We start from the raw sequence: 25,229 nt of genomic DNA on the forward strand, positions 1-25,229 counted from the left end.
ACGCCGGGTCCGCAACGAAGAACGCCGCCCGGAGGCGGCGTCTGCGTGACGACTGGGGAATCCGCTCAGTCGCGATTGTCGATCGCGGTGCGCTCGGTCGCGAAGGGATTGAGGCGTCGGATCCGCCACGGCTCGTTCGGCCAGTTGCCGGCGAGCGCCGGGTGGCCCGGCTCGTTCTGCTGCAGCACCCGGCGCGCATCGCCGGCCAGAGCGTCGTTGCCCAGGCCGTCGTAGGCGACGGCCAGCAGGGCGACCGCGTCGTTCTGGTATTCGCTCTGCGGATAGGTCTCCAGCAGATAGGTCGCGCGCTGCGTGGCGGCCACGTAGGCGCCGCGGCGCAGGTAGTACAGGCCGGTCTCGATCTCGTGGCGCGCGAACGTGTTGCGCAGCGCGACCATGCGCTGGCGCGCGTCGGCGGCATACCGGCTATTCGGATAGCGGTCGGTGACGATGTTGAAGTCGGCGTAGGCCTGATTCGGCGCCGCCAGATCGCGGCGGCTGCTGTCGAGGCTCCAGACGCGCTGCAGGAACACGGTGTCGCGGTTGGCGTTGGTCAATCCGCGCAGGTAGTACATGTAGGGAATGTGGCGGTGCGTCGGATAGGTGCGGATGAAGCGGTCGATCGCCGAGATCGCCTCGGCGTTGTTGCCCATCTTGAACTGCGCGTAGGCGCTCTCGACCAGTGCCTGCTCGGTGTAGGGGCCGTAGGGATACTGCGCCACCAGGCGCCTGTAGGTATTGGCCGCATTGCTCCAGTTGCCCCGTCGCATGGACTGGTGGCCCTTGTCGTAGAGCTCCGAGGCAGGCACGCCCTCGTTGGCCTCGTCGCGGGTGTTGCCGCGCGAGCAGCCGGTCGCGACCAGCGCTGCCAGCACCAGCAGAACCAGGGCGCGGGCCAGGCGGGGCGACGTAACGGGGCGTGGGATCATGGGGACATTGGGCGTCTGGGCACGAACGGCGGATAATACCAGTCCGGGCCCGCGGCCCGGCGCCCCACGCCTGAACCCGAGCCGTCCGATGCCCGTTGCCCCCGTTCCACCCGACGACGCCCGCGTCGCCGCCGTCCCTGATACGGCTGCGGGGCGTCGGTTCGACGCCGTGCTGGCCGAGCTGTTTCCGCAGTTCTCGCGCTCCAAGCTCACCAGCTGGATCAAGGCCGGCGAGGTGCTGCTCGACGGCGCCGTGCCGCGCCCGCGTGATCTCGTCATGGGCGGGGAGCGGGTCGAGCTGAACGTCGTGCTCGACGTCCAGACCGAGGCCGAGCCGCAGGACATCCCGCTGTCGGTCCTCTACGAGGACGACCAGGTCTTCGTGATCGACAAGCCTGCCGGCCTGGTGGTCCATCCCGGCGCCGGCAATCCCGACGGCACCCTGGTCAACGCACTGCTGTTCCGCGACGCGTCGATGGCCGCGCTTCCGCGCGCCGGCATCGTGCATCGGCTCGACAAGGACACGTCGGGGGTGATGGTGGTGGCGCGCACGCTGGAAGCGCACAACGCGCTCGTCGAGCAGCTGTCCTCGCGCGACGTCCACCGCCAGTACCTCGCAGTGGTGGTGGGCGCGCTGGTCTCCGGCGGTACGGCGGCCTCGCCGATCGACCGGCATCCGCGGGACCGCCTGCGCATGGCGGTACGCGAGGACGGGCGCGACGCGGTCACCCATTACCGCCTGCGCGAGCGGTTCCGTGCGCACACCGCGCTGGAATGCCGGCTCGAGACCGGCCGCACACACCAGATCCGGGTCCACATGGCCCATCTGCGCCACCCGATCCTCGGCGATCCGCTCTACGGCGGGGCACTGAAGTTGCCCAAGGGCGCTTCGGACGCCACCGCCGCCATGCTGCGCGGTTTCCGTCGCCAGGCCCTGCATGCCGAGACCCTGGAGTTCCGCCATCCGGTGACCGGCGAGGCGGTGCGCTGCTCGGCTCCCGTGCCCGAGGACATGCAGGCGCTGCTGAAGGTGCTGCGCGCCGACGTCGCCGAACACGCCGAGTCGGGGCGCCGGTGAGCGCCCTGCTGCACGCCGGCTGGCCTGCGCCGCGGGGCGTGCACGCGTTGACCACGCTGCGCCACGGTGCCGGCGTGTCGGCCGCCCCGTTCGACCGGTTCAATCTCGGCAATCACCGGTCGGCCGCCGGCGACGACCCCGATGCGGTCGCGCGCAACCGGGCGCTGCTGGTCGGCCTCGCCGGGTTGCCGGGTCGGCCGGTGTGGCTGCACCAGGTCCACGGCATCGATGTGGCGCGGGTCGATGCGCCGATGCCGGCGGGTGACGCGACGCGGATCGAGGCCGACGCGGCCGTGACCCGCGCGCCGGGTGTCGTGCTCGCGATCCAGACCGCCGACTGCCTGCCGGTCGTGTTCGCGGCCCGCGAGGGCAGCGAGATCGGGGCCGCGCATGCCGGCTGGCGCGGCCTCGCTGCCGGCGTGCTCGAGGCGACGCTCGCCGCCATGCGTACCGCGCCGGCGAGTCTCGTCGTCTGGCTGGGTCCGGCCGCCGGCCCGGCGGCCTACGAGATCGGTGCCGAGGTGCGCGAGGCATTCGTGAACCGGGATGCCGATGCCGCAACCGCCTTCGTGCCCACGCGCCCGGGCCACTGGCGTGTGGATCTCTATGCGCTCGCGCGTTTGCGCCTGATCGCCGCCGGTGTGCCGGGCGATGCGATCCACGGCGGCGAGCACTGCACCATCTCCGAACCGGAAGCGTTCTTCTCGCACCGGCGCGACCAGCGCACGGGACGCATGGCCACGCTGGCCTGGATGGACCCGGTCGATTGACCAGCGCCGGCCGCATGGCGGCCAACGCTGGCGGTCGCGTTTCTGCCGGGGTCCGGACAGGGTGCGGTCAGAAGCTGTATCGCACCCGCGTGTAGTAATACGCGCCGCTGCTGCCGATGCCCGACAGCACGTCGTAGGGCAGGTTGCCGAAGTAGAAGATGTCCTCGTTTGACAGGTCCGCGTATTCGTCGGTCAGGTTCTGGCCGCCGATCGCGAGCGTCCACCTGTCGCCGAGACGCACTTCGGCTTCCGCATCGAGCTGCCACTTCGCGCCGTAGACCTGCTCGGGCTCGAAGCCGCCGCCGAAGTTGAACACGCGCTTGGTGCTGCCGTGGCGGGTCACGCGCGTGAGCAGGCTCCAGCGGTCGTTCGTCCAGCTGCCGGTGAACGCCGAGCGCGTACGCGGCGCGGCGTCGGTGAGCGTGTTGCGTTCCTCGACACCGAACAGCACCGCGTCCGGCACCACCGCCGATAGCGCGGCCGGGGTCGCGATGACGCGCTTGATCTCGGTGTCCGCATAACTCCAGGTGCCCGTCAGCAGCAGTGAGCCGCCGGCCAGCGGATGCCGCCAGTTGGCGACGGCCTCGGCGCCGCGCGTGCGCGTGTCGGCGGCATTGGTGAAGAAGCTGATGCTCTGCACACCCGGCACGCCGAATTCCGCAACGATGAAAGCGGTCAGCGCATCGCTGGTGATCGCTTCCGACAGCGCGACGCGGTCGTCGATGTCGATCTGGAACAAATCCAAGGAAAAATCGAAATTCTCACTGAGCTGGCTGGTGAAACCGAGGCTGGCGTTGGTCGACTGTTCGGGCGCGAGGTCGGTCGCGCCGAGCGCGCGGGCGATCGGGTTGTTGACCGAGAGCAGGCGGCTCTGGATCAGCTGGCCGGCCGCGTTGTAGCCGGTGCCGGTGGACTCGAAGCCGATCTGGCCGAGCGACGGTGCACGGAAATTCTTCGACAGCGCGCCGCGCAGCGCGAACGCGGGCGCGAATTCGTAGCGCGCGGCGAGCTTGCCGGTCACTTGGCCGCCGAAGTCGCTGTAGCGCTCGTAACGCACAGCGGCGTCCGTGCTGAGCGCGTCGCCGAAACCGCTCGACACGCTGGCGTAGACGCTGGCGACATCGCGGTCGAGGTTGGCTTCGTCCTGCGGCGTCAGGCCGCCACCGGCTTGCGAGCCGGTCGGGCGATCGGTGAACGGACCGGCCGCGTAGCTCGCCGGATCGCCGGCGCCGGTTTCGTAGTGTTCGACGCGGAATTCCACACCGGTCGCGAAGGTATGCAGGGTGTCGCCCTGCGCGAACAGGCGGCTGACGTCGACGTTGGCCAGCGTCTGGTCGAACGCGTAGTCGCCGGTCTTGAAGCGCGTCGGGCTGGACGGGCCGAGCGAGGCATTGATCGAGTCACGCAGGCGATAGGTGAATGCGTTGCGGCCGTGGTTGAGGCTGGCGTCGACGTCCCAGTCGCCCCACTGCGTGCGCACACCGGCGAGGCCGGCGACGTCGAGGTTCTCGCCGATCGACACCGGGCGGAAGCCGTCCGGATACACCTCCGGCCAGTTCGCCTCGCCATCGGGATAGCGGAAGTAGTTCGCGCCTTCGGTGTCGCGTTGGGCGTAGGTGCCGAACGCATAGAACGTCGCGGCGTCACCGAGCGCGATCTCGGTATTGAGCCAGCCGTTGATGTCCCGGGCCGCGCCGTTGCCGAGCTGGTAGTTGCGCCGGCCCTGCAGTTCCAGATTGCGCGGCGTCTGGTCCCATGGCGGGATCTGGTCGAAACCGGCGCGGTTGGTCGGCGAGAGTTCCTTGTATTCCAGGCCCACGCGCAGGAAGCCGTCGTCGCCGAGCGCGGTGCCGACCTTCGCCGCGAGCGACGCGCTCTGGCCGTCGGTGATGCGCTGGCCGGTCGGCTCGAACGTCGTGTGGTGCGCGCCGTAGCTCGCTTCGATCGCGCCGCCATCGCTGGCATCGTCGAGGATGATGTTGATCACGCCCGCGACCGCATCGGCGCCGTACTGCGCGCCCGCGCCGTCGCGCAGCACTTCGATGCGCTTGATCGCGCCGAGCGGGATGGCGTTGAAGTCGACCGGCGTCGTGCCGCGTCCGGTCTTCGAGCCCGTGGTCACCAGCGACGAGACATGCCGGCGCTTGCCGTTGATCAGCACCAGCACCTGGTCCGGCGACAGGCCGCGCAACTGCGCGGCGCGGATATGGTCGGCGCCGCCGGAGTTCGACTGGCGCGGGATGTTGAACGACGGCAGCAGGGCCTGTAGCGCAGCGCCGAGTTCGCCGTTGACCGCGCCGGCGCGGCGCAGGTCATCCGCGTCCAGCACGTCGATCGGCGATGTCGATTCGAGCACGGTGCGCCCGGTCGCGCGCGTACCGGTGACGATCACCGCATCCAGCCGCGTCGCGCCGTCGGCCTCGCGCGTCTGGGCGGCAGCCGGGTGCGCAAGCGCGCAGGCGATGGCGAGCGCAAGCGGGGCGGCCGGGCGGGCGAGGCGGATCAACGTGGACATGCAGGCTCCTGGACGGGCGCGATGGGGGCGCGCCGGCCACCGCGCCGGGGGAGGAGGCGCGCGGTGACCGGTGCGGAGGGCGCGGCGGACGCGCGCCTGCATTGGGCATCAGCGGCTTCCATGCGTCCATCCGGATAAGGCGATACAGTGTTGCGGCACCGCAACAATTCGCCGGTGCCGCCCGCCTACGATGGCGCGCCCGGCTGGAGATACGTGATGGCCCCTGTGCGTGTTCCGACGCTGCCACGCGCAGGCGTCCTGGTTCTGGTCGCCGCCCTGGCGGGTTGCACCGGCGTTCCCGTGCGCGAGCCGGTGACCGCCGCCTACCACGGCGACGCCGCCCGCCCGGCCGCGGGCGACGGGTGGCTGCGCACCGAGCTGTACTTCGCCACCGGGCGCTGGGAGGCCGACGATGCGGAACGCATCGCGGACGAGCAGCGCTGGCTTGCGTTCCTCGATCGCGAGGTCACCCCGCGCTTTCCGCAAGGCCTCAGTGTGATCGACGTCTACGGCCAGTGGCTGCCCGAGGGCGCCACCACGCCGACCCGGCTGCGCTCCAAGGAGCTGGTCGTGCTGCATGCCGACACGCCCGAGGCCTCCGATGCGATCGATGCCATCCGGGCGGCGTGGAAGCGCGACACCGGGCACCGCTCGGTGCTGCGCTCTCAGCTGAGCGCGCGCGTCTCGTTCTGATCGTTTCCGTCCCTGTAGTCCTTCATCGCCCGAGGTCCGCCATGTCGTCCGAGTCCGTCCGTCCGATGCGTCACCGCCGCTCGCAACTCGCTGTCGCGCTGGCCTGCGCGCTGCCTTTGGCGGCCCTCGCCCAAAGCGCCGATCCGGTGGCATCGCCGCAGTCGGCCGCCACCCTCGATGCGGTGCAGGTCACCGCGCAGCGCCGGGTGGAGAACATCCAGGACGTACCGGTCTCGATCACCACGCTCGATGCCGAGAAGCTCGGCGTGCTCGGCAGCGGCGGCACCGACATCCGCTTCCTGTCCGGCCGCGTGCCCAGCCTCAACATCGAATCGAGCTACGGCCGCGCGTTCCCACGCTTCTACATCCGCGGCCTCGGCAATACCGACTTCGATCTCAACGCCTCGCAGCCTGTCTCGCTGATCTACGACGACGTGGTGCTGGAAAACCCGCTGCTGAAGGGGTTCCCGGTGTTCGACATCGCCGGGGTCGAAGTGCTGCGCGGCCCGCAGGGTACGCTGTTCGGCCGCAACACGCCGGCCGGCGTGGTGAAGTTCGATTCGGTACGCCCGAGCCAGGACTTCGAGGGCTACGGCAAGCTGGCCTACGGCAGCGACAACATGTGGAACTTCGAAGGCGCGGTCGGTGGCGCGCTGAGCGAGCGCTGGTCGGCGCGCGTGTCGGCGCTGTACCAGCGCCGCGACGATTCGGTGCGCAATACGCTGGCCGGCGCGCCCAACGACGGCTTCGAGGGCTACGACGAATCTGCCGCGCGCGTGCAGTTCCTCTACGAAGGCGACGGCTTCGAAGGTCTGTTCAACCTGCACCGCCGCGATCTCAACGGCACCGCGCGCCTGTTCCGCGCGAACATCATCGAGCCCGGCAGTAACCGCTTCGTGCCGGGCTTCGATCGGGATTCGGTCTCGGTCGACGGCGTCAATTTCTCCGACCTCGAAACCTGGGGTGGCAGCGCCCGTCTGCGCTGGGATTTCGGCCAGTACAGCCTGTACTCGATCACCGGCTACGAGACGCTGGAATCCTTGAACCGCGGCGACATCGACGGTGGTTACGGCGCCGCGTTTCTGCCCGATTCCGGACCGGGTTTCATTCCGTTCGCGGCCGAGTCGGCCGACGGCATTCCCGACCACACGCAGATCACCCAGGAAGTGCGCCTCGAATCCAACCTCGATGGCCCCTTCGACTGGCAGGCCGGCGCGTTCTGGTTCCGCGAGGAACTGACCGTCGACAGCCTCAACTACGATTCCCTCGCGCCCGGCAATCCGCAGACCGGCCACGCGGTGCAGGAACAACGTAATACCGCGTGGGCGCTGTTCGCGTCCGGCGAATACGACGTCAACGACAAGCTCAAGCTGCGCGGCGGCCTGCGCTACACGCAGGACAGGAAGGACTTCAGCGCCAGCGTGCTGCAGGCGGTGCCGTTCGGCACTCCTGTCGGCGGCCCGTTCGTCGAGACCACCGATGTCGACGACATCAGCTGGGATGCCAGCGCGGTCTACGAGATCAACGACGACATCAACGTCTACGGCCGTGTCGCCAAGGGCTTCCGCGCACCGTCGATCCAGGGGCGTCTCGCGTTCGGCGGTATCTCGGTCGCCGATTCGGAAGAAGTGATTTCCTACGAGGTCGGCGTCAAGGCGGATCTGTGGGACCGCCGCGGCCGCATCGGCTTCAACCTGTTCCGCTACAACGTCGACGGCCAGCAGCTGATCGCCGTCGGCGGCGCGACCAATCAGGCGATCCTGCTCAACGCCGATAGGTCGATCGGGCAGGGCGCCGAACTCGACCTGCAGGCCTGGCTGACCGACTCGCTGCTGGTGACCTGGGGCACGAGCTACAACGACACCGAGATCCGCGATCCGAACCTCGCGGTCGCGATCTGCGGCGGCGGCTGCACCGTGACCGATCCGACCGTGGACGGCTTCGCCCTCGTCGACGGCAACCCGCTGCCGCAGGCGCCGAAGTGGATCCACAACCTCACCGCGCGCTGGGCCACGCCGGTCGGCGACGACGCCGAGTTTTACGTCTATACCGATTGGGCCTACCGCGGCCAGGTCAACTTCTTCCTGTACGAATCGCCGGAATTCCGCGGCCGCTCGACGCTGGAAGGCGGCCTGCGCGTGGGCACGAACTGGAACCAGGGCAACTTTGATCTCGCCGTGTTCGGCCGCAACATCACCGACAGCACGCGCATCGTCGGCGGCATCGACTTCAACAACCTGACGGGCTTCATCAACGAGCCGCGGACCTGGGGGGTGGAGTTCACGGCACGATTCTGAAAACAGGCAACAGCGTCCGTTGCGATGCCTGGCTTCGGAGGCTGCATCGGGGTTGCGCGGCCGACGCATCTGCCATGCGCGATCTCGAACCGGGCATTCCGGTGAACGCAAGGCAGTCGATGGATCCAACGGAGGTCTGAAGCCGCTCATGCTCGTGATTTCCGCGAAGCGGCCGCGCTTTTGCATCTGCCGAACGGCACGTTCGATCCAAAGCCGTCCGGTTCGACAGCTTGAAGACGCGGGATGACGTGCTGTACGACGGTTGAGAACCCTGCTTTCGCAGAGTTCGACGGCCGTGCGCAGAGGATCCCGACGTCGGTCATCCAGCAACTCCCGCGCGATTGCCGCCGTGCGTGCGGGTCATTGAAAGTTCGAATGCATGAGGCACGGGGTCCGGCGTGACCAGCCATTCGGCTGTTCGGAGCCGCCGGGATAACGACGCCGATGTACAACGCGGGAATACGCATGGTCACCTCACACGCTGCAGCCGCCCGTCGCCCCCGCTGGTTCGTCCCCGGCGACATCAACGGCTTCTTCGGCCTCGTCGTCGACAACCTCTCGATCCTCGGCTTCATCGCCGCGGCGCTGATCGGGATCTTCGGGGTACCGGCCGACATCGTGTTCGGGCGCATGTTCCCGGGCACGGCCTTCGGGGTGCTGGTCGGGAACCTGATGTACACGTGGATGGCGCGGCGTCTCGCGCAGCGCACCGGGCGCGACGACGTCACCGCGATGCCGCTCGGTCTCGATGCGCCGACCAGCATCGGCATGGCGCTGCTGGTGCTCGGCCCGGCGTTCGTCGCGTTCCGCCAGCAGGGCATGGACGCGAATGCGGCCGGCATCGCCACCTGGCAGCTCGGCATGGCCTCGCTGGTGGTGATGGGCGCGCTGAAACTCGTGCTCTCGTTCGCCGGCGACTGGATCACCCGCGTCGTGCCGCGCGCGGCGCTGCTAGGTTCGATCGGCGGCGCGGCGCTGATGCTGCTCGGCTTCCTGCCGCTGATCGAGACGCTGCGCTCGCCGGTGGCCGGCTTCGCGACGCTCGGTCTGCTGCTGTACGTGCTGGTCGCGCGTGGGCCGGTGCCGTTCCGGCTGCCCGGCGTGCCGTTCGCTTTGCTCGTCGGGCTCGCGTTGTACTACGGCCTCGGTCTCGCCGGTCTGTCGCCGGGCTTCGCCTTGCCCGATGCCAACTGGCCCGCGCCCGCGTTGCCGTGGCCGAATCTCGGCTTCGTCGAGGGCCTGCCGGCGACGCTGCCGTATCTGTCGCTGCTGTTGCCGTTCGGCCTGCTGATGGTCGTCGGCGGCATCAACGTCAGCGAGAGCGCGCGCGCGGCCGGTGATGACTACCGCACGCGCGACGTGCTGCTGGTCGAGGCCATCGCGACCCTGGTCGCCGGCGTCTGCGGCGGCGTCGCGCAGACCACGCCCTACATCGGCCAGCCGGCCTACAAGCACATGGGCGCGCGCACCGGCTACACGCTGCTGACCGGCCTGTTCATCGGCATCGGCGGCATGCTCGGCCTCGTGTCGGGGCTCGTGCAGTGGCTGCCGGTCGCGGTGCTCGCGCCGATCATCGTCTTCGTCGGCATCGACATCACCGTGCAGGCCTTCCACAGCACGAAACGCGAGCATGCGATCGCGGTGTCGCTGGCATTCCTGCCGGCGATCGCCTACCTGCTCAACATCAAGTTCGGCAATCCGGCGTGGATCGATCCCGAGCGCATGGCCGCGCTGTATGCGCAGGTTGATGCCGGGCACGGTCTGCCTGAAATGGCGACGATCGTCGTGCTCGGCAACGGCTTCATCATCACCGCGATGCTGTGGGCGACCGCGCTGGTCGCGCTGGTCGACAAGCGTTCCGGGGTCGCGGTCGCGACGCTGCTGGCCGCCGCCGTCGCCACGCTGTTCGGCGTGATCCACTCGGTGCATCCGACCGGCGCGCTGGTGCTGCCGTGGCAGCTCGAAGGCCTGCGCCAGGCGATCGCGTTCCAGTTCGCGGCGGCCTACGCGGTGCTCGCCGGGCTGGTGGGCCTGCTGGCCCGGCAACGCCGGACGACGCCGGCGGATTGATCGCACCGGGCGGACAGGCGCTATCCTGCGCCGCCCGATCCGACCTGCCGTGCGATGACGCCGACCCTCTACCAGACCCTGCTCGGCGCCGCGTTCTTCCGCCTGCCCGATGGCCTGCGTGCGCTGCACGGCGTACACGGCACCGCGCGCTATGCCGGCGAGGTCACCGTGGTGCGCGGCACGGGACTGCTGGCCCGACTGTGCGCGCGCCTGGCCGGCATGCCGCGCGCGATGACCGGGGCGCCGATCACCGTCGATTTCGCCAGGGGGCCGAAAGGCGAGGTGTGGTCGCGGGTGTTCGGCAGCCCGCCGAAGGCATCGCGCCTGCGCTCGCGGCTGTCGCAGCGCGACGGGCAACTGCGCGAACGCATCGGGCCGGTGCACTTCCGCTTCCTGCTGCACACCTGGGACGGCACGATCTTCTGGAACGTCGCCGGCGCACGGCTCTTCGGCATGTTGCCGCTGCCGGTCGCGCTGTTCCGCGACATCCGCTGCAGCGAACGCGAGGTCGATGGGCGCTACACCTTCGAGATCGAGGCCGCGCTGCCCTTGGCCGGGCCGGTAGTGCGCTATCACGGGTGGCTGCTGCCGGCATCCGCCGACGCGGCATGACCACGGTCTCGCGGCGGCCTGGCCGATAATGGACGGCCCCATCCAGGAGTCCGCGCCATGACCGCACACACCCTTGCCGATCTCGCCAGCGTGCCCGGCGTCGCCCCGCGCGATGCCGCGACCCGCGATTTCGTGTTCAACCACACCATGTTGCGGGTCAAGGACCCGGTGGCTTCGCTCGACTTCTACACCCGCGTGCTCGGCTTCACCCTGGTGCGCAAGGCCGATTTCGAACAGGCCAAGTTCTCGCTGTTCTTCCTCGCGCTGGTCGACGACGCGACCGTCATCCCCGAAGACGGGGACGCGCGCCGCGAATGGCTCGCGCGCCAGCCGGGCGTGCTGGAACTCACCCACAACCACGGCACCGAATCGCAGGATGGGCCGGTCTACCACGACGGCAACAGCGACCCGCGCGGCTTCGGTCACATCTGCGTCAGCGTGCCCGACGTCCGCGCGGCATGCGCCCGGTTCGAATCACTCGGCGTGCCGTTCCAGAAGCGGCTCAGCGACGGCAGCATGAAATCGATCGCCTTCATCAAGGATCCCGACGGCTACTGGGTGGAGATCATCCAGCCCACGCCCCTCTGAGGCCGGGCCGTGACGCGCGCCGGGTGCACCTCCGGCACGCGCCTTCGATCGGTGCGGCGGCCGCTCGCGCCGTCCGTTCGCCCGCGCTTCGTGCAACGTGCCCAGCGCCAATCCGCCGAGGTCGCGGCCATTGGGTGCAGCGGTACCTGCACGATGCCCGCGTGCCGCGTCGAGACGGTCGAGGGCGACGCAGCGTCGAGCGGATCGCGGAGCGCGGGACCGGCACTCGCAGGCCTGCGCTCAGTCGCGCGCGTGCTCCAGCGAGCGCAGGAAATCCTTGCGCCAGGCGTGGATGTCGTAATCGCAGATCCGGGTCATCATCGACTGCCACCGCTCGCGGCGCGCTTCGACCGGCATTTTCAGGGCGGTGCTGATCGCATCGGCCACACCGTCGCTGTCGAAGGGATTGATCAGCAGTGCCCCATCCAGTTCGCGCGCGGCGCCGGCGAAGATCGACAGCACCAATGCCCCGGGATCCTCCGGGTCCTGCGCAGCCACGAACTCCTTGGCGACCAGGTTCATGCCGTCGCGCAGAGGCGTCACCAGGCCGATCCGGGCCAACCGGTAGAAACCGGTCAGCGTGGCGTGGGGATAGGTGCGGTTGACGTAGCGGACGGGCGTCCAGTCCGGGTCGGCATGGCCACCATTGATGTGTCCGGCGAACTGTTCGAGTTCCTGGCGGAGTGCGCGGTAACTGGCCACGCCGCCACGCGACACCGGTGCGATCTGCAGGTAGGTCAGTCGCCCATGCTGGTCCGGGTGGCGGTCGAGAAAGCGTTCGAACGCGCGGAAGCGCTCGGGCAGGCCCTTGGAGTAATCCAGGCGGTCGACACCGATGGCCAGCGCGCGCGAGCCCAGGCTGCTCTGCAGCCGCCGCACCGAGGCGATGCGCATCGCGTTGCCGGCCAGCGCGGACAGGCCGCGCGCGTCGATGCCGATGGGAAATGCGTTGGCGCGGAAGCAGCGCCCGTCCTGCTCGCGCAACTGCCCGCGATCGACGACCTGGCCGCCGCGGAACAGGCGGATGTAGTCCTGGAACCGTTCGAGGTCGCGTTCGGTCTGGAACCCCACCAGATCGTAGGCGGCCAGCGCGCCGAAGGTCTTCTCGTGATGCGGCAGGCCGGCAATGATGTCCGCCGACGGGAAGGGCACGTGCAGGAAGAAGCCCAGACGCGCACGCACGCCGCGCCGGCGCAGTTCCTGGGCGAGCGGCAGCAGGTGGTAGTCGTGGATCCAGACCACGTCGTCGTCCCGCACCTCGCGCGCCAGATGCTCGGCGAACAGTGCATTGACCCCGCGGTAGGCCGCCTGGGTGGTCGCATTGTAGTCGACCAGGTCGAGGCGGAAGTGCAGCAGCGGCCACAGCGTGCGGTTCGAGAAGCCGTTGTAGTAGCCCTCGTAGTCCTCGCGCGAGAGGTCGATCGTCAGATAGTCGATACCCTCGGCGCTGGTGCGGTGGAGCTCGCCCGAATGTCCGCGCGCGACCTTGCCGCTCCAGCCGAACCACAGGCCGCCCGCTTCCTTGAGCGCGGCGTCGAGCGCCGTGGCCAGGCCGCCGTTCTGGCTCGAATCCGGCAACGCGACCCGATTGGAAACGACGACCAGGCGACTCATGCCGCCTCCTGCCAAGACCGGGACAGGCGCATCGCCGCCATGATCAGGCCCACGTGGGAATAGGTCTGCGGAAAATTGCCCCAGGCCTCGCCGGTCTCGAAGTCGAGGTCCTCCGACAGCAGCCCGAGATGGTTGCGTCGCGACAGCAGGGTCTCGAACAACGTGCGCGCCTCGTGCTCGCGACCGATCGAAGCCAGGGCGTCGATGTACCAGAAGGTGCAGATGGTGAAGCTGGTCTCCGGTGCGCCGAAATCGTCCGGCGTGACGTAGCGGAACAGGCCGTCGCCATGGCGCAACGTGCGCCCGATCGCGTCCACCGTGCCGACGAAACGCGGATCCTGCGGCGTGACGAAGCCCAGGTCGGCCAGCAGCAGCAGCGAGGCGTCGAGGCGGTCGCCGCCGAACGCGTCGGCGAAGTGCCCGGCCTCGACGTTCCAGGCTTCGGACAGGATCCGGTCGCGCATGGTGCGGGCACGCTCGCTCCAGTGCGCGGCGCGCGGCGCTAGGCCCAGCTGGTTCGCGATGCGTGACAGCCGGTCGCAGGCCGCCCAGCACATCACCGCCGAATAGGTATGCACGTGCGCCTTGCCGCGGAACTCCCACAGGCCGGCGTCCGGCTGGTCGTAGAGCTTCCAGGCCAGCTCGCCGAGCGGTTCGAGCTTCTCGAACGTGGCCTGGTCGCCGGGATGCTCGAGGCGCCGGTCGAAGAACAGCTGGGTCGATGCCAGGACCACGCTGCCGTAGGTGTCGTGCTGGCGCTGCACGTAGGCCAGGTTGCCACGGCGCACGGGCCCCATGCCGCGATATCCCTCCAGCGCCGGCATCTCCTCCTCGGTCAGCGTGTGCTCGAAGGCGATGCCGTAGAGCGGCTGCATGTCGCCGTCGTCGGCCACGGTGAGATTGAAGATGTAGCGGATGTACTCCTCCATCGTGCGGGTCGCGCCGAGGCGGTTGAGCGCGCGCACCACGAAGGCCGCGTCACGCAGCCAGCAATAGCGGTAATCCCAGTTGCGTGCGGTGTCCGGCGCCTCGGGAATCGATGTCGTCATCGCGGCGATGATTCCGCCGCTGTCCTCGTACTGGCACAGCTTCAGGGTGATGGCGCTGCGGATCACCGCCTCCTGGAAATCGAGCGGGATCGACAGGTACCGCACCCATTCTCGCCAGTAGGTGGTGGTGCGCTGCAGGGCTTCCCGGACGAACTCCGCCAGCGGCTGGGTCAGGGTCTCGTCGGGACCGAGGATGAAGTGGAGGTCGCGGTCCACCACGAACGGCAGGCCCTCGCGCAGCAGGCGGATCGGCACGTCGCTGGTCGCACGCAGGGTGAAGTCCGACAGCGGGAAGCGGATGTGGTTGCTGCCCCAGGTGCTGTCGGGTACGCGGGCGCCCCAGTCCGCCAGCGGACGCAGCAGTACCCGGATCCGCGGGCTTCCCGACAACAGGCGGATGCGGCGCATCAGCATCACCGGCCGGTAGAAGCGCTCGTGCTGGCGCCAGCGCGGTGCGAAGTCGGTGATCTCGATCGACGCACCATGACGGTCGAACAGCACGGTGCGAAGGATCGCGGTGTTCTCGATGTAGTGCTGCTCGCTGCGCTCGAAATCGTCGAGTTCGATCGACCAGTCGCCGTGCCCCTGCTTCGGCGACAGGAGTGCGCAGAAGGCCGGGTCGCCGTCGAAGCCCGGCAGGCAGGACCACACCAGCCGTCCGCGTGCGTCGTACAGGGCGCCGAAGGTGCCGTTGCCGACGAGGCCGAGGTCGAGGCTGGATGCGAGCGGCTGGGTCATCGGGGGGTCTCCTGGAGCGGAAGGGGGGCGGGGACGCCGAGCCAGCGGTGCACCGCATCGGGCGAGGACAGATGGAACCGGGCAGCGCTGCCCGGGCGGTCGCCGACCAGGATGCTGATGCCGCCGAGGATGTTGACCGCCTCGAAGCCCGGCTCGTCGGTCAGATCGTCGCCGGCGAACACCGGCCGGCGGCCGGCGAATGGCGCCTCGGCCAGGAACGCGAGGATGGCGCTGCCCTTGTCGGCGTGGCGGGGGCGCAGTTCGATCACGTGGTCGCCCGGCTGCAGCTGGTACTCCGGCAGCCCGGTCACCGCGCCGGCTGCGAACGCGTGCAGGGCGATGCCGGCCGCGCGCTTGCCGGCGTCGTCCACCATGCGCCAATGCAGGGCGATCGCCGCGCCCTTGTCCTCGACCAGGGCGCCGGGATACGCGTCCACGATCACGCGCGCCGCATCGCGTACCCGCACCAGGCCCGGCGGCACCTCGGCCGGTGTGCCGGTCTGACCGGTCCGCCGCCGCTCCACGCCGTGCAGGCCCGCGGCGTTGAAGACGGCGGGCGCGAAGAGGGCATCGAGGGTGGCGACGTTACGGCCGCTCACCAGCGCCAACGCGCCGTCCAGATGCGTGTGCAAGACGTGCAGGCGCTCCACCAGCCCCGGCGGCACCTGCACGGCATCGGGGCTCGGTGCGAACGGCAGCAGGCAGCCGTCGACATCGAGAAACAGGGCCGCATCGTCCGGAACGGTCGGTGGGGCGGGCAGGGCGGCAGGGGCCGCTGAGGGGCGGGGTGTCGGTGCTTCCGATGATTGGCGCATTGCAGCATGATGGCCGCGTGGCCGGAAAACCCATGTGAATCCCGCGAACACCCGCCGCGAGCCGGCCGCGCCTGGCGCGCCCCCGATCATCGTGTTCGATGGCGTCTGCGCGCTGTGCAGCGGTTGGGTGCGGTTTCTGCTGCGCCGTGACCGCCACGGCGTGTTCCGCTTCGCCGCGATGCAGGATCGCGTCGGCCGCGACCTGCTGGCCGCGCACGGCATCGACCCGACCGACCCGGTGTCGTTTCTGCTCGTCGAAGGCGATGCCGCCTGGTGCGACAGCGATGGCGTCATCGAGGTGCTGCGCCGCCTCGGCGGCTCGTGGCGTGCGGCTGTGGCACTGCGTGTCGTGCCGGGCGCGCTCCGCGATGCCGCGTACCGCCTGCTGGCGCGCAACCGGTACCGGATGTTCGGGCGTCGCGATGCCTGCATGCTGCCGCCGGAGGGGATGCGCGCGCGGTTTCTGTAGACGGGGTGCCCGCGCGACCCGCGGACGGCTGTCGTCTCCTCGCCTGCGGCGCGACCGCATGGGTCGCTCGCAGCTTGGACACCGCTCGGACTTCGATCGTCGGCGCGCGTTTCGCAGTCCTTCCGGTCCAGCACAGCACGGTTCGATCACCACGCGCCTGCTCGACACCCACCGCGACCAAGAAGCGCGGCCGGTCGACCGCGGGTTCGCTGTCCGCCAGCCGGACGCCCCAGCCCCCGCCCACGATGACGCGGTCCCTGTCGAAGGCTGCGCGTGCGTCGACTCCAGGATGCCGCTGTCGCCCCGCATGACCGAAAGGGTGTCCTGCGCCCGGATCAGCGCAGTGTCCGGTCGGGCGTGTTGCGGCCGAACCGGGGGAAGGCGGCATCATGACGGACGCGTCGACCCGCATCGATCCCTGTCGGACAGGCCGCACCCGTGCCCCGTATGGGCGGCGTGGAACTGTCCCCCGATTGCCGGGGCCGCTCCCGCGTCGACCGGCGCACGCCGCTGCCTGCGCGGCGCGGGAGCAGAGCCCACCATGCGTCTTCTCCGTGGCGTACCATCCGTTCCGCGTGGACGCCCGCGATCACACGCCTGCAGGCGCCCCCGAGATGGCGGAAGCCGGCCTGCGAGTCCATCCTTGATGTCGCCTTTTCAGGAGCTCTCGCCAGTGTCGGCGGTGATCGCCCCATCCAGCTCCGGGTAGTGCCGGAAAATCCCGCTGGTGTTGAACGGCAGCCTGCGCGTCGATGCGAGGTACGCGGCGATGTTGGGCCGCTCCGCGACGCGCGCCTCGAGCGCACGCAGCCCGGGGAGCCTGGGCGACAGCGCGGCCATCGCCTCCGGATAGGCGTAGTCCAGCCCGCGCACGAGCTGGAACAGCGAAAGGTCGACGTAGGAATGCGCGCCGAGGGCGTGCCCGCCGCCCCGGGCCACCACCTGCTCGAAGTAGCCGAGAAATTTCGGGAGGCGGTGCTGCCGCAGATCCGCGGCCCGCTGCTTCGCGGCGTCCCGTTGGTCCTCGTAGTAGTCCGCGCTGGCGATGGGATGGTGGCTGTCGTGGACCTCGGTGACGAGGTCGGCGATCGTGAGCTGCAGCTGCAGGGCCTGCAGGCGGGCGGCCTCGCCGCCCGGCACCAGATCCAGCCGCGGTCCGAGGAAGTGGAGGATGTTGGCGACCTGGGCGATCACCAGATCGTCCGCGCGCAGGAACGGCGGCGCGAAAGGCCGGGCGCCGTCGCATCGGCCCTCGAGGAAGGGCTGGAGGGCCGCGTCGCCGTCCACGCGGGCCACGTCGGTGTAACGGGCGCCCGCATCCTCGAGCGCGAGCCGCACGAATTCGCCGCGGCCCTGCAGGCCGGTCCAATAGTAGAGCTGGTAATGCATGGGCGACTCCCGGGGAAAACGCGCATCCTGGGGCGCCCCCTGCAAGACGACGGTGACGGATGCGGCAAGGTTCCGTCGGCACCCCGCTTCGAAGGCGCCGCCGGACGCTTGCAAGACGGGGTTTCGGCCGCATCTGGAGGACATCGCCGGCGCCTGCCGGCCCACTTCTCCGAGGATCTCCCGATGCGGATGGACAAGCTCACCTCGCGGTTCCAGCAGGCCCTGAGTGATGCGCAGTCGCTGGCCGTGGGCCGCGACCACAATTTCATCGAGCCGGTGCACCTGCTGCTGGCGCTGCTCGACCAGCAGGGCGGCGGCACCCGGCCGCTGCTGGGCCAGGCCGGCGTCAACGTGCCGGTGCTGCGCGAGCGGCTGACCGAGGCCCTCGAGCGCATGCCCAAGGTCACCGGTCAGGCCGGACAGCTCTCGGTCGGCAACGATCTCTCGCGCCTGCTCAACGTCACCGACAAGCTGGCCCAGCAGCGCGGCGACGCGTTCATCGCGTCCGAGCTGTTCGTGCTGGCCGCGATCGACGACAGCGGCGACGCCGGCAAGGCGCTGAAGGCGGCCGGGGCCGACAAGGCCCGCCTGGAGACCGCGATCGCCAAAGTGCGCGGCGGCGAGAGCGTCAAGGACGAGAACGCCGAGGATGCGCGCCAGGCGCTGGAGAAGTTCACGATCGATCTGACCGCGCGCGCCGAGAGCGGCAAGCTGGATCCGGTGATCGGCCGCGACGAGGAGATCCGCCGCACCATCCAGGTGCTGCAGCGGCGGACCAAGAACAATCCCGTGCTGATCGGTGAGCCCGGCGTCGGCAAGACCGCGATCGCCGAGGGTCTGGCCCAGCGCATCGTCAACAACGAAGTGCCCGAGGGCCTGCGCGGCAAGCGGGTGCTCTCGCTCGACATGGGCGCGCTGATCGCCGGCGCGAAGTACCGCGGCGAGTTCGAGGAGCGTCTGAAGGGCGTGCTCAACGACCTGGCCAAGAACGAGGGCCAGATCATCCTCTTCATCGACGAACTGCACACCATGGTCGGCGCCGGCAAGGCCGACGGCGCGATGGACGCCGGCAACATGCTCAAGCCCGCCCTCGCCCGCGGCGAGCTGCACTGCATCGGCGCGACCACGCTCGACGAGTACCGCAAGTACGTCGAGAAGGACGCCGCGCTGGAGCGCCGCTTCCAGAAGGTGTTCGTCGGCGAGCCGTCGGTGGAGGACACGATCGCGATCCTGCGTGGACTGAAAGAGCGTTACGCCGTGCACCATGGCGTGGAGATCACCGACCCGGCGATCGTCGCCGCGGCCACGCTGTCGCACCGCTACATCGCCGACCGCCAGCTGCCGGACAAGGCCATCGATCTGATGGACGAGGCCGCCTCGCGCATCCGCATGGAGATCGATTCCAAGCCCGAGGAGCTCGACCGCAAGGAGCGCCGGCTGATCCAGCTCAAGATCCAGCGCGAGGCCCTGAAGAAGGAGAAGGACGCCGAATCCAGGCAGCGCCTGGCCGATCTGGAGACGGAGATCGGCACGCTCGAGCGCGAGTACAACGATCTCGAGGAAGTGTGGAAGGCCGAGAAGGCCAGCGTGCAGGGTGCGACCAGGATCAAGGAGCAGATCGAGGCCGCCAAGCTGGAGCTCGAAGCCGCGCAGCGCACGCAGGATTACGCACGGATGAGCGAGATCCAGTACGGGCGCCTGCCGGAACTGGAGAAGCAGCTCGGCGCCGCGCAGGAAGCCGAGACCCAGGGCTTCACCCTGCTGCAGGACAAGGTCACCGCCGAGGAGATCGCCCAGGTCGTCGCGCGCTGGACCGGCATTCCGGTCAGCAAGATGCTCGAGGGCGAGCGGGAGAAACTGCTGGCGATGGAGTCGCAGCTGCACACGCGGGTGATCGGCCAGGAGGAGGCGATCAAGGTCGTGTCCGACTCCGTGCGCCGCTCGCGCGCGGGCCTCAGCGATCCCGATCGCCCGACCGGTTCGTTCCTGTTCCTCGGCCCCACGGGTGTCGGCAAGACCGAGCTCTGCAAGGCGCTGGCCGAATTTCTGTTCGACAGCCAGGACGCGATGGTGCGAATCGACATGAGCGAGTTCATGGAGAAGCACTCGGTCGCGCGCCTGATCGGTGCGCCTCCCGGCTACGTGGGCTACGAGGAAGGCGGCTACCTGACCGAGGCCGTGCGTCGCCGGCCCTACAGCGTGATCCTGCTCGACGAGGTCGAGAAGGCGCACCCGGACGTGTTCAACATCCTGCTGCAGGTGCTCGACGACGGCCGCCTGACCGACGGCCAGGGCCGCACGGTGGATTTCCGCAATGCGGTGATCGTGATGACCTCCAACCTGGGCTCGCATCAGATCCAGGCCATGGACGGCGACGACACGCCCGAGGCCTACACCCAGATGAAGGCCGCGGTGATGGGCGTGGTGCAGGCGCATTTCCGGCCCGAGTTCATCAACCGCCTCGACGACATCGTCGTGTTCCACTCGCTGCGCAAGGCCCAGATCCGCGAGATCGCGCGCATCCAGATGCGCGGCCTGGAGAAGCGGCTGGCCGAGCGCGGGCTGCGGATCGACGTCTCCGAGGCCGCGTTCGACCTGCTGGGCAATGTCGGGTTCGACCCGGTCTACGGCGCGCGGCCGCTCAAGCGCGCGATCCAGCAGCAGCTGGAAAATCCGCTGGCCCAGCGGATCCTCGAAGGCAGCTTCGTCTCCGGCGACACGATCCGGGTGGACGCCGCAGGCGGTGAGATCGGGTTCGCGAAAGGCTGAGTCTCCGTGGGCGGGCGGCGCGGTCGCCCGGCCCCGTTCGGCATGACGCCGTCGTCCGCGCCGATCTGCGAGCATGCGCTGTCGTAGGCCCTGGAGCGCCCATGCATATCCTCATCACCGGCGGCAGCGGGTTCCTCGGCACTGCGCTGACCCGGCGTCTGCGCAGCGAGGGCGCGGACGTGACCTGGCTGTCGCGTCGCGCGTCCACTGCCGCACCCGCGGGGGTCGAGGTGCGCGACTATGCCTCGCTGTGGTCGGACGACCGGTTCGATGCCGTCGTCAACCTGGCCGGCGCGGGCATTGCCGACCGGCGCTGGAGCGCGGCGCGCAAGCAGGTATTGCGCGACAGCCGGTTGATACCCACGGGGGTGGTGACCGACTGGATCCGCTCTGCGCGGGTGCCGCCGAACGTCCTGCTGAGCGGTTCGGCGATCGGCTGGTACGGCGCGCAGGGCGATACCGCGCTGGACGAGACGAGCGCGCCTCACGACGAGTTCCAGCATCGCCTCTGCGAGGACTGGGAAGCCGCCGCGCGCACCATCGAGGATCGGGTCGCCGTGGTGCGGCTGCGTACGGGCGTGGTGCTCGATCCCGCCGGCGGCATGTTGCAGCGGCTGCGGCTTCCGTTCGGTTTCGGCCTCGGCGCCCGGCTCGGCGACGGTCGCCAGGTGCTGAGCTGGATCTCGCGGGACGACTGGGTGTCCGCGGCGCACGCGCTGCTGATGGCCCATCTCGAGCCGGGCCGGGATGCACCGGTGGGCGCGTTCAATCTCACCGCGCCCGAACCGGTGGACAACGCGCGGTTCACCCGTGCGTTGGCCGACGCCCTGCGCCGTCCGGCATTGCTCGCGGTGCCCGAGCGTGCGCTGCGGCTGGGTCTGGGGGAGATGGCGACCCTGCTCGTCGACGGCCAGCGTGTGCTGCCCGAGCGCCTGCTGGCGCGCGACTTCGGGTTCGCCCATCCGCGCATCGAGGACTGCTTCGCCGACACCCTGGGCTGAGGGGCGAAGCGCAAGATCGGGCACGCAGGACCCCGGCGACGCACCGGATACTCGTCGCGTCGTCCGCCCGGAACCCGTGATGCGCACATCCACCCGTACCCGCCATGCCCGGCGCATCGACGCGGCCGTGGCCCATCTCCAGCAATGCGTCGAGCGCAGCGAAATGCTGCCCGATCTGGCTGCGCTGGCCGATCGCGCCTGTGTGTCCGCCTACCATTTCCATCGGGTCTGGCGCGCGTCGACCGGCGAAGCCCTCGGACGCACGTTGACCCGGCTGCGCCTGACACGCGCGGTGCAGCTGCTGGTGGCGGGCCGCTCGGTGACCGAAGCTGCCCTCTCTGTCGGCTATGGCAGCTCCCAGGCCCTGGCCCGCATCTTCCGCGCCGAACTCGGTGTGACCCCGGCCGTCGTGCGCGGGCAGTCCGACGCCGCGGCGGCACTGCTGGCCCGTCTCGCGCCCCCGGCCCGGTTGCAGGACGGGACGGCCCCGGAGGTGGAGATCGTCGCCACCGATCCGTTCCGGATCGTCGCATTGCGCCATCGCGGTTCCTTCGACGCGCTCGACGACAGTTACGGCCGATTGTTCGGTTGGGCCGAGACGCAGGGGCCGGCGGACGCGATCGAGGCACTGGTGGGCCTGCCGGTCGACGACCATCGCGACGTGGCGCCGCAGCGGCTGCGTTTCGTCGCCGCGCTGCGCCTGGCGGCAGCGGCCCGGCCGCCCCGTCCCTTGCGGATGCTGACGGTCCCCGGTGGGTGGCACGCACGGCTGCGCCATGTGGGGCCTTACGAGGCGCTCGAGGCGGCCACCGACCGGCTTCTGTCCGACTGGTGGGCGGCCAGTGGGATCGAGCTGCGCGCAGCGCCGCTGCATTACCACTTTCTCGACGATCCCGAGGCCGTCGCGGCCGCGGCGCTGCGCGCCGACATCCTGCTGCCGCTCGAAACGGGCGCCCCGGTCAGGCCAGCAGCGCGCGCGGATCGCATGGCGAACGCGCGAGTGCCGCCCGCAGTGCGGTGACTCCGGCCCCTGCCGGCATCGCCCAGTGCGCATCCGCGTGCGGCGACAGCGGCGTGCGGGCCGGGTTGATCTCGATCACCGGCGTGCCGAGGTCGAGCGCGATCCCGGGCAGGCCCGCCGCCGGCCACACCAGCGATGCGGTGCCGACCACCACGAGGAGCTCGCAGTCCGCCACGGCGGCCTCGGCGGCCGCCCACGCGTCGACCGGAAGCGGTTCGCCGAACCAGACCACGTCGGGACGGAACGCATCCCCGCATACCTCGCAGCCCGGCGGAGGTTCCCGCGCGCCGCCGTCGGCAGGCGCGGGCGGCGCCAGGATCGGATCGGGCGTCGTGCGTGCGCCGCAGCCGCTGCAGCGCGAGGCGAGCAGGCGCCCGTGGAGATGGACGACCTGCCGAGAGCCCGCGCGCTCGTGGAGGTCGTCGACATTCTGGGTCACCACCCGCACCTCCTGCCCGTCGGCAGCGGCCATCGCGGCGAGGCCCGTGTGCGCCGCATTCGGCCGGGCCGCGGCGACCAGCGCGGCGCGCCAGCGATACCAGCCCCACACGAGCGCGGGGTCGGCGCGGAACGCGGCCTCGGTGGCCAGGTGCTGCGCGTCGAACCGTGCCCACAGGCCGGTCAGGGCGTCGCGGAAGGTCGGGATTCCACTCTCGGCGGACATGCCCGCACCGCCCAGCACGACGAGGCGCATGCTCAGACCGGTTGCGCGGCCGCGGGCGGGGACGTGTCGCCGCGCGCCGGCCGGAACGGCGGCGTGGACATCACCATCTCGGCCAGCGAGTACGCCAGTTCGCGCTCGGCGAGCACGGTGGCGTCGGCGCCGTGTTCGAGCAGATGCCGCACTTCGCCGTCGCTGTGCGCGCGTGCCAGCACGGTGAGTACCGGGTTGATCGCCTTCATGCGTTCGATCGCCTCACCGGCCTCGAGCGCCTGCGGGATCGCGAAGATCGCCAGCGCCGCGCGCGCCGGGGCGGTGTCGAGCATCACCGGCTCCGAGGCGATGTTGCCGCGGACGACCAGGAAGCCGCGCTCGCGGGCGCGGCGGACCAGTTCGTTGTCGTCCTCCACCAGCACCAGCGGCACGCCGCGATCGCGGAGCAGCTCGGCCAGCTGGCGTCCGACGCGACCGTAGCCCACGAGGATGGCGTGCCCGGCCAGCGTGTCGGGCACCACGTGCTCGGGCGGTGCCACGTACGCGGGGGCCGCTTCGCGCGCAGCGCGTTCCTGGCGCGCCTGCCAGCGATCCAGCCAGGCGAACAGCAGCGGGTTGACGATGATCGACAGCAGCGACCCCGCCAGCACCAGGTCGCGCGCGGTCTCGCCGAGCAGCCCGAGCACCACGCCGAGGCCGACCAGGATGAAAGAGAACTCGCCGATCTGCGCCAGGCTCATCGAGATCGTCAGCGCGGTCGAGCGCGGGTGCTTGAAGAGCCGCACGATCCAGTAGGCCGCGATCGATTTGCCGACGACGATGATCAGGAAGGTCGCCAGCACCTGCCACGGATGCTCGACCAGGATCATCGGGTTGAACAGCATGCCCACCGACACGAAGAACAGCACCGCGAACGCGTCGCGCAGCGGCAACGAGTCGTTCGCCGCTTCGTGGCTGAATTCCGATTCGTTGAGCACCACGCCGGCGAAGAACGCACCGAGCGCGAACGACACGCCGAACAGCACCGAGGCTCCGAAGGCCACGCCCAGCGCGATCGCCAGCACCGAGAGCGTGAACAGCTCGCGCTGTCCGGTCCCGGCGATGCGCTCGAGCACCCAGGGGATCACCCGTCGGCCGACCAGCAGCATCACCGCGACGAAGGCGCTGACCTTGAGCAGCGTCCACAGGATCGTCAGCACGATCGCGCCGGCGCCGGGCGCGGTCTCGCCCGCGCGCGCCACGTAGATCTGCGCCAGCACCGGCAACAGCACCAGCGCCAGCACCATCACCAGGTCCTCGACGATGAGCCAGCCCACTGCGATCTTGCCGCGCCGCGTGTCGAGCAGGCGACGCTCTTCCATCGCCCGCAACAGCACGACCGTGCTGGCGACCGACAGCGCCAGCCCGAACACGAAGCCACTGACCATCGGCCAGCCCATCGCCCAGGCCAGCACCCAGCCGAGCACGGTGGCCACGGTGATCTGGGCCAGGGCGCCGGGGATCGCGATGGACTTCACGTCCATCAGGTCCTTGACCGAGAAATGCAGGCCGACGCCGAACATCAGCAGCATCACGCCGATCTCGGCCAGCTGGTTGGCCAGATCCTGGTCGGCGACGAAGCCCGGGGTGAATGGTCCGACGACGATGCCTGCGACCAGATAGCCGACCAGCGGGGACAGCCTGAGCCGGTTGGCCAGCGCCCCGAGCACGAAGGCCGTCACCAGGCCCACCGCGACGATGTCGATCAGGTCGGTGTTGTGCGGCATCGGGGCGAAGCGCCGGAACTGGTGTTGCAGTGTCGCTGACGCGTCACGACACCGGCAAGCGCGGATGTGCGCGTTCGTTGTCGAATGCTGCGCTTCACCGCTGAAAACGCCTTGGATGCACCGGCATCGCGCGGCCGGGCGGTTCGATCGAAATGCCTTCGAACGGCGCGTTGAGCGGGCGCTGGCGCGCACGTCCGCCTGGTCGCCTCGACACGCGGTGACCATCGCCTGAAGAAGGGATCCCACGTGGCAGGCGGATCGACCCCGGTCAGACGCAAAGGTCGGGCCGCGTCGAGGTCCTGACCGGTCTGTGCGGCCGCCACGCACGTGGACGCCGACGCGTCGGAACGCGCGCGGTCAACGCAGACCCGGGCGCGCGCACGTGCCGATG

Annotated in this window: 19 protein-coding genes; 11 read left to right on the plus strand and 8 right to left on the minus strand. The window is 69.9% G+C overall.

The window, feature by feature from the left end:
- Nucleotides 1–65: 65 nt before the first annotated feature.
- A complete protein-coding gene (locus H0E82_RS06155) occupies nt 66–929 on the minus strand; it encodes an outer membrane protein assembly factor BamD (RefSeq protein WP_180544567.1) in 864 nt (287 codons plus the stop codon).
- An 88-nt stretch (nt 930–1,017) separates the two neighbouring features.
- Here H0E82_RS06155 and rluD point away from each other — a divergent pair, with 88 nt between their 5' ends.
- On the plus strand, nt 1,018–2,007 hold the full coding sequence (rluD, locus tag H0E82_RS06160; RefSeq protein WP_180544568.1) for a 23S rRNA pseudouridine(1911/1915/1917) synthase RluD: 990 nt from the start codon (nt 1,018–1,020) through the stop codon (nt 2,005–2,007).
- Nucleotides 2,004–2,777: a peptidoglycan editing factor PgeF gene (pgeF, locus tag H0E82_RS06165; RefSeq protein ID WP_180544569.1), complete on the plus strand. Its 774-nt coding sequence runs from the start codon at nt 2,004–2,006 to the stop codon at nt 2,775–2,777. Before rluD ends, pgeF begins: the two co-directional genes overlap by 4 nt.
- A gap of 67 nt (nt 2,778–2,844) precedes the next feature.
- Here the strand turns inward: pgeF and H0E82_RS06170 are convergent, their stop codons facing one another.
- A complete protein-coding gene (locus tag H0E82_RS06170; protein WP_180544570.1) occupies nt 2,845–5,292 on the minus strand; it encodes a TonB-dependent receptor plug domain-containing protein in 2,448 nt (815 codons plus the stop codon).
- Nucleotides 5,293–5,508: 216 nt separating this feature from the next.
- Here H0E82_RS06170 and H0E82_RS06175 point away from each other — a divergent pair, with 216 nt between their 5' ends.
- From H0E82_RS06175 to gloA, 5 genes are all read left to right on the plus strand, one after another.
- The gene (locus H0E82_RS06175; RefSeq protein ID WP_180544571.1) at nt 5,509–5,985 is read left to right on the plus strand and encodes a DUF3574 domain-containing protein; all 477 of its coding nucleotides are present in this window, start codon (nt 5,509–5,511) and stop codon (nt 5,983–5,985) included.
- 41 nt (nt 5,986–6,026) lie between these two features.
- Entirely contained in the window at nt 6,027–8,282 is a 2,256-nt protein-coding gene (locus H0E82_RS06180) for a TonB-dependent receptor (RefSeq protein WP_219338431.1), read from the plus strand.
- 465 nt (nt 8,283–8,747) lie between these two features.
- A complete protein-coding gene (locus H0E82_RS06185; protein WP_180544572.1) occupies nt 8,748–10,352 on the plus strand; it encodes a SulP family inorganic anion transporter in 1,605 nt (534 codons plus the stop codon).
- A gap of 54 nt (nt 10,353–10,406) precedes the next feature.
- Complete coding sequence (locus H0E82_RS06190; protein ID WP_180544573.1) at nt 10,407–10,964, plus strand: DUF4166 domain-containing protein; 558 nt, start codon at nt 10,407–10,409, stop codon at nt 10,962–10,964.
- Nucleotides 10,965–11,021: 57 nt separating this feature from the next.
- Nucleotides 11,022–11,552, plus strand: a complete 531-nt coding sequence (gene gloA, locus H0E82_RS06195; protein WP_180544574.1) for a lactoylglutathione lyase — start codon at nt 11,022–11,024, stop codon at nt 11,550–11,552.
- Nucleotides 11,553–11,792: 240 nt separating this feature from the next.
- Here the strand turns inward: gloA and otsA are convergent, their stop codons facing one another.
- Genes otsA through otsB form a run of 3 tightly spaced genes read right to left on the minus strand, consistent with a single transcriptional unit; the run spans nt 11,793 to nt 15,768 of the window.
- Nucleotides 11,793–13,166 (minus strand): alpha,alpha-trehalose-phosphate synthase (UDP-forming), encoded by a 1,374-nt coding sequence (gene otsA, locus H0E82_RS06200; protein WP_180544575.1) that lies wholly within the window; start codon nt 13,164–13,166, stop codon nt 11,793–11,795.
- Entirely contained in the window at nt 13,163–14,953 is a 1,791-nt protein-coding gene (locus H0E82_RS06205) for a glycoside hydrolase family 15 protein (RefSeq protein ID WP_180544576.1), read from the minus strand. Before H0E82_RS06205 ends, otsA begins: the two co-directional genes overlap by 4 nt.
- A complete protein-coding gene (otsB, locus tag H0E82_RS06210) occupies nt 14,950–15,768 on the minus strand; it encodes a trehalose-phosphatase (protein ID WP_180544577.1) in 819 nt (272 codons plus the stop codon). The genes H0E82_RS06205 and otsB overlap by 4 nt, the downstream gene beginning before the upstream one ends.
- Nucleotides 15,769–15,802: 34 nt before the next feature.
- Between otsB and H0E82_RS06215 the strand changes: the two genes are divergently transcribed.
- Entirely contained in the window at nt 15,803–16,237 is a 435-nt protein-coding gene (locus tag H0E82_RS06215; RefSeq protein WP_180544578.1) for a thiol-disulfide oxidoreductase DCC family protein, read from the plus strand.
- A gap of 657 nt (nt 16,238–16,894) precedes the next feature.
- Here the strand turns inward: H0E82_RS06215 and H0E82_RS06220 are convergent.
- Nucleotides 16,895–17,626, minus strand: coding sequence for a glutathione S-transferase (locus H0E82_RS06220; RefSeq protein WP_180544579.1), 732 nt, complete (start codon nt 17,624–17,626; stop codon nt 16,895–16,897).
- Between the two features lie 183 nt (nt 17,627–17,809).
- On the opposite strand from H0E82_RS06220, the gene clpB reads away from it, so the two are divergent.
- The 3 genes from clpB (at nt 17,810) to H0E82_RS06235 (ending at nt 22,417) form a co-directional block, all read left to right on the plus strand.
- Nucleotides 17,810–20,395: an ATP-dependent chaperone ClpB gene (gene clpB, locus H0E82_RS06225; RefSeq protein ID WP_180544580.1), complete on the plus strand. Its 2,586-nt coding sequence runs from the start codon at nt 17,810–17,812 to the stop codon at nt 20,393–20,395.
- Between the two features lie 101 nt (nt 20,396–20,496).
- Complete coding sequence (locus H0E82_RS06230) at nt 20,497–21,396, plus strand: TIGR01777 family oxidoreductase (protein ID WP_180544581.1); 900 nt, start codon at nt 20,497–20,499, stop codon at nt 21,394–21,396.
- Nucleotides 21,397–21,475: 79 nt separating this feature from the next.
- Complete coding sequence (locus tag H0E82_RS06235; RefSeq protein WP_180544582.1) at nt 21,476–22,417, plus strand: AraC family transcriptional regulator; 942 nt, start codon at nt 21,476–21,478, stop codon at nt 22,415–22,417.
- Here H0E82_RS06235 and H0E82_RS06240 read toward each other — a convergent pair.
- Together H0E82_RS06240 and ybaL are read right to left on the minus strand one after the other, a co-directional pair.
- Nucleotides 22,356–23,111, minus strand: a complete 756-nt coding sequence (locus H0E82_RS06240; RefSeq protein ID WP_180544583.1) for an NAD-dependent protein deacylase — start codon at nt 23,109–23,111, stop codon at nt 22,356–22,358. The two genes, H0E82_RS06235 and H0E82_RS06240, sit on opposite strands and share 62 nt — an antisense overlap.
- A gap of 2 nt (nt 23,112–23,113) precedes the next feature.
- Nucleotides 23,114–24,838, minus strand: coding sequence for a YbaL family putative K(+) efflux transporter (gene ybaL, locus H0E82_RS06245; protein ID WP_180544584.1), 1,725 nt, complete (start codon nt 24,836–24,838; stop codon nt 23,114–23,116).
- Nucleotides 24,839–25,229 lie beyond the last annotated feature (391 nt).

This window comes from Luteimonas deserti, from assembly GCF_013425765.1.
GTDB lineage: Bacteria > Pseudomonadota > Gammaproteobacteria > Xanthomonadales > Xanthomonadaceae > Luteimonas > Luteimonas deserti.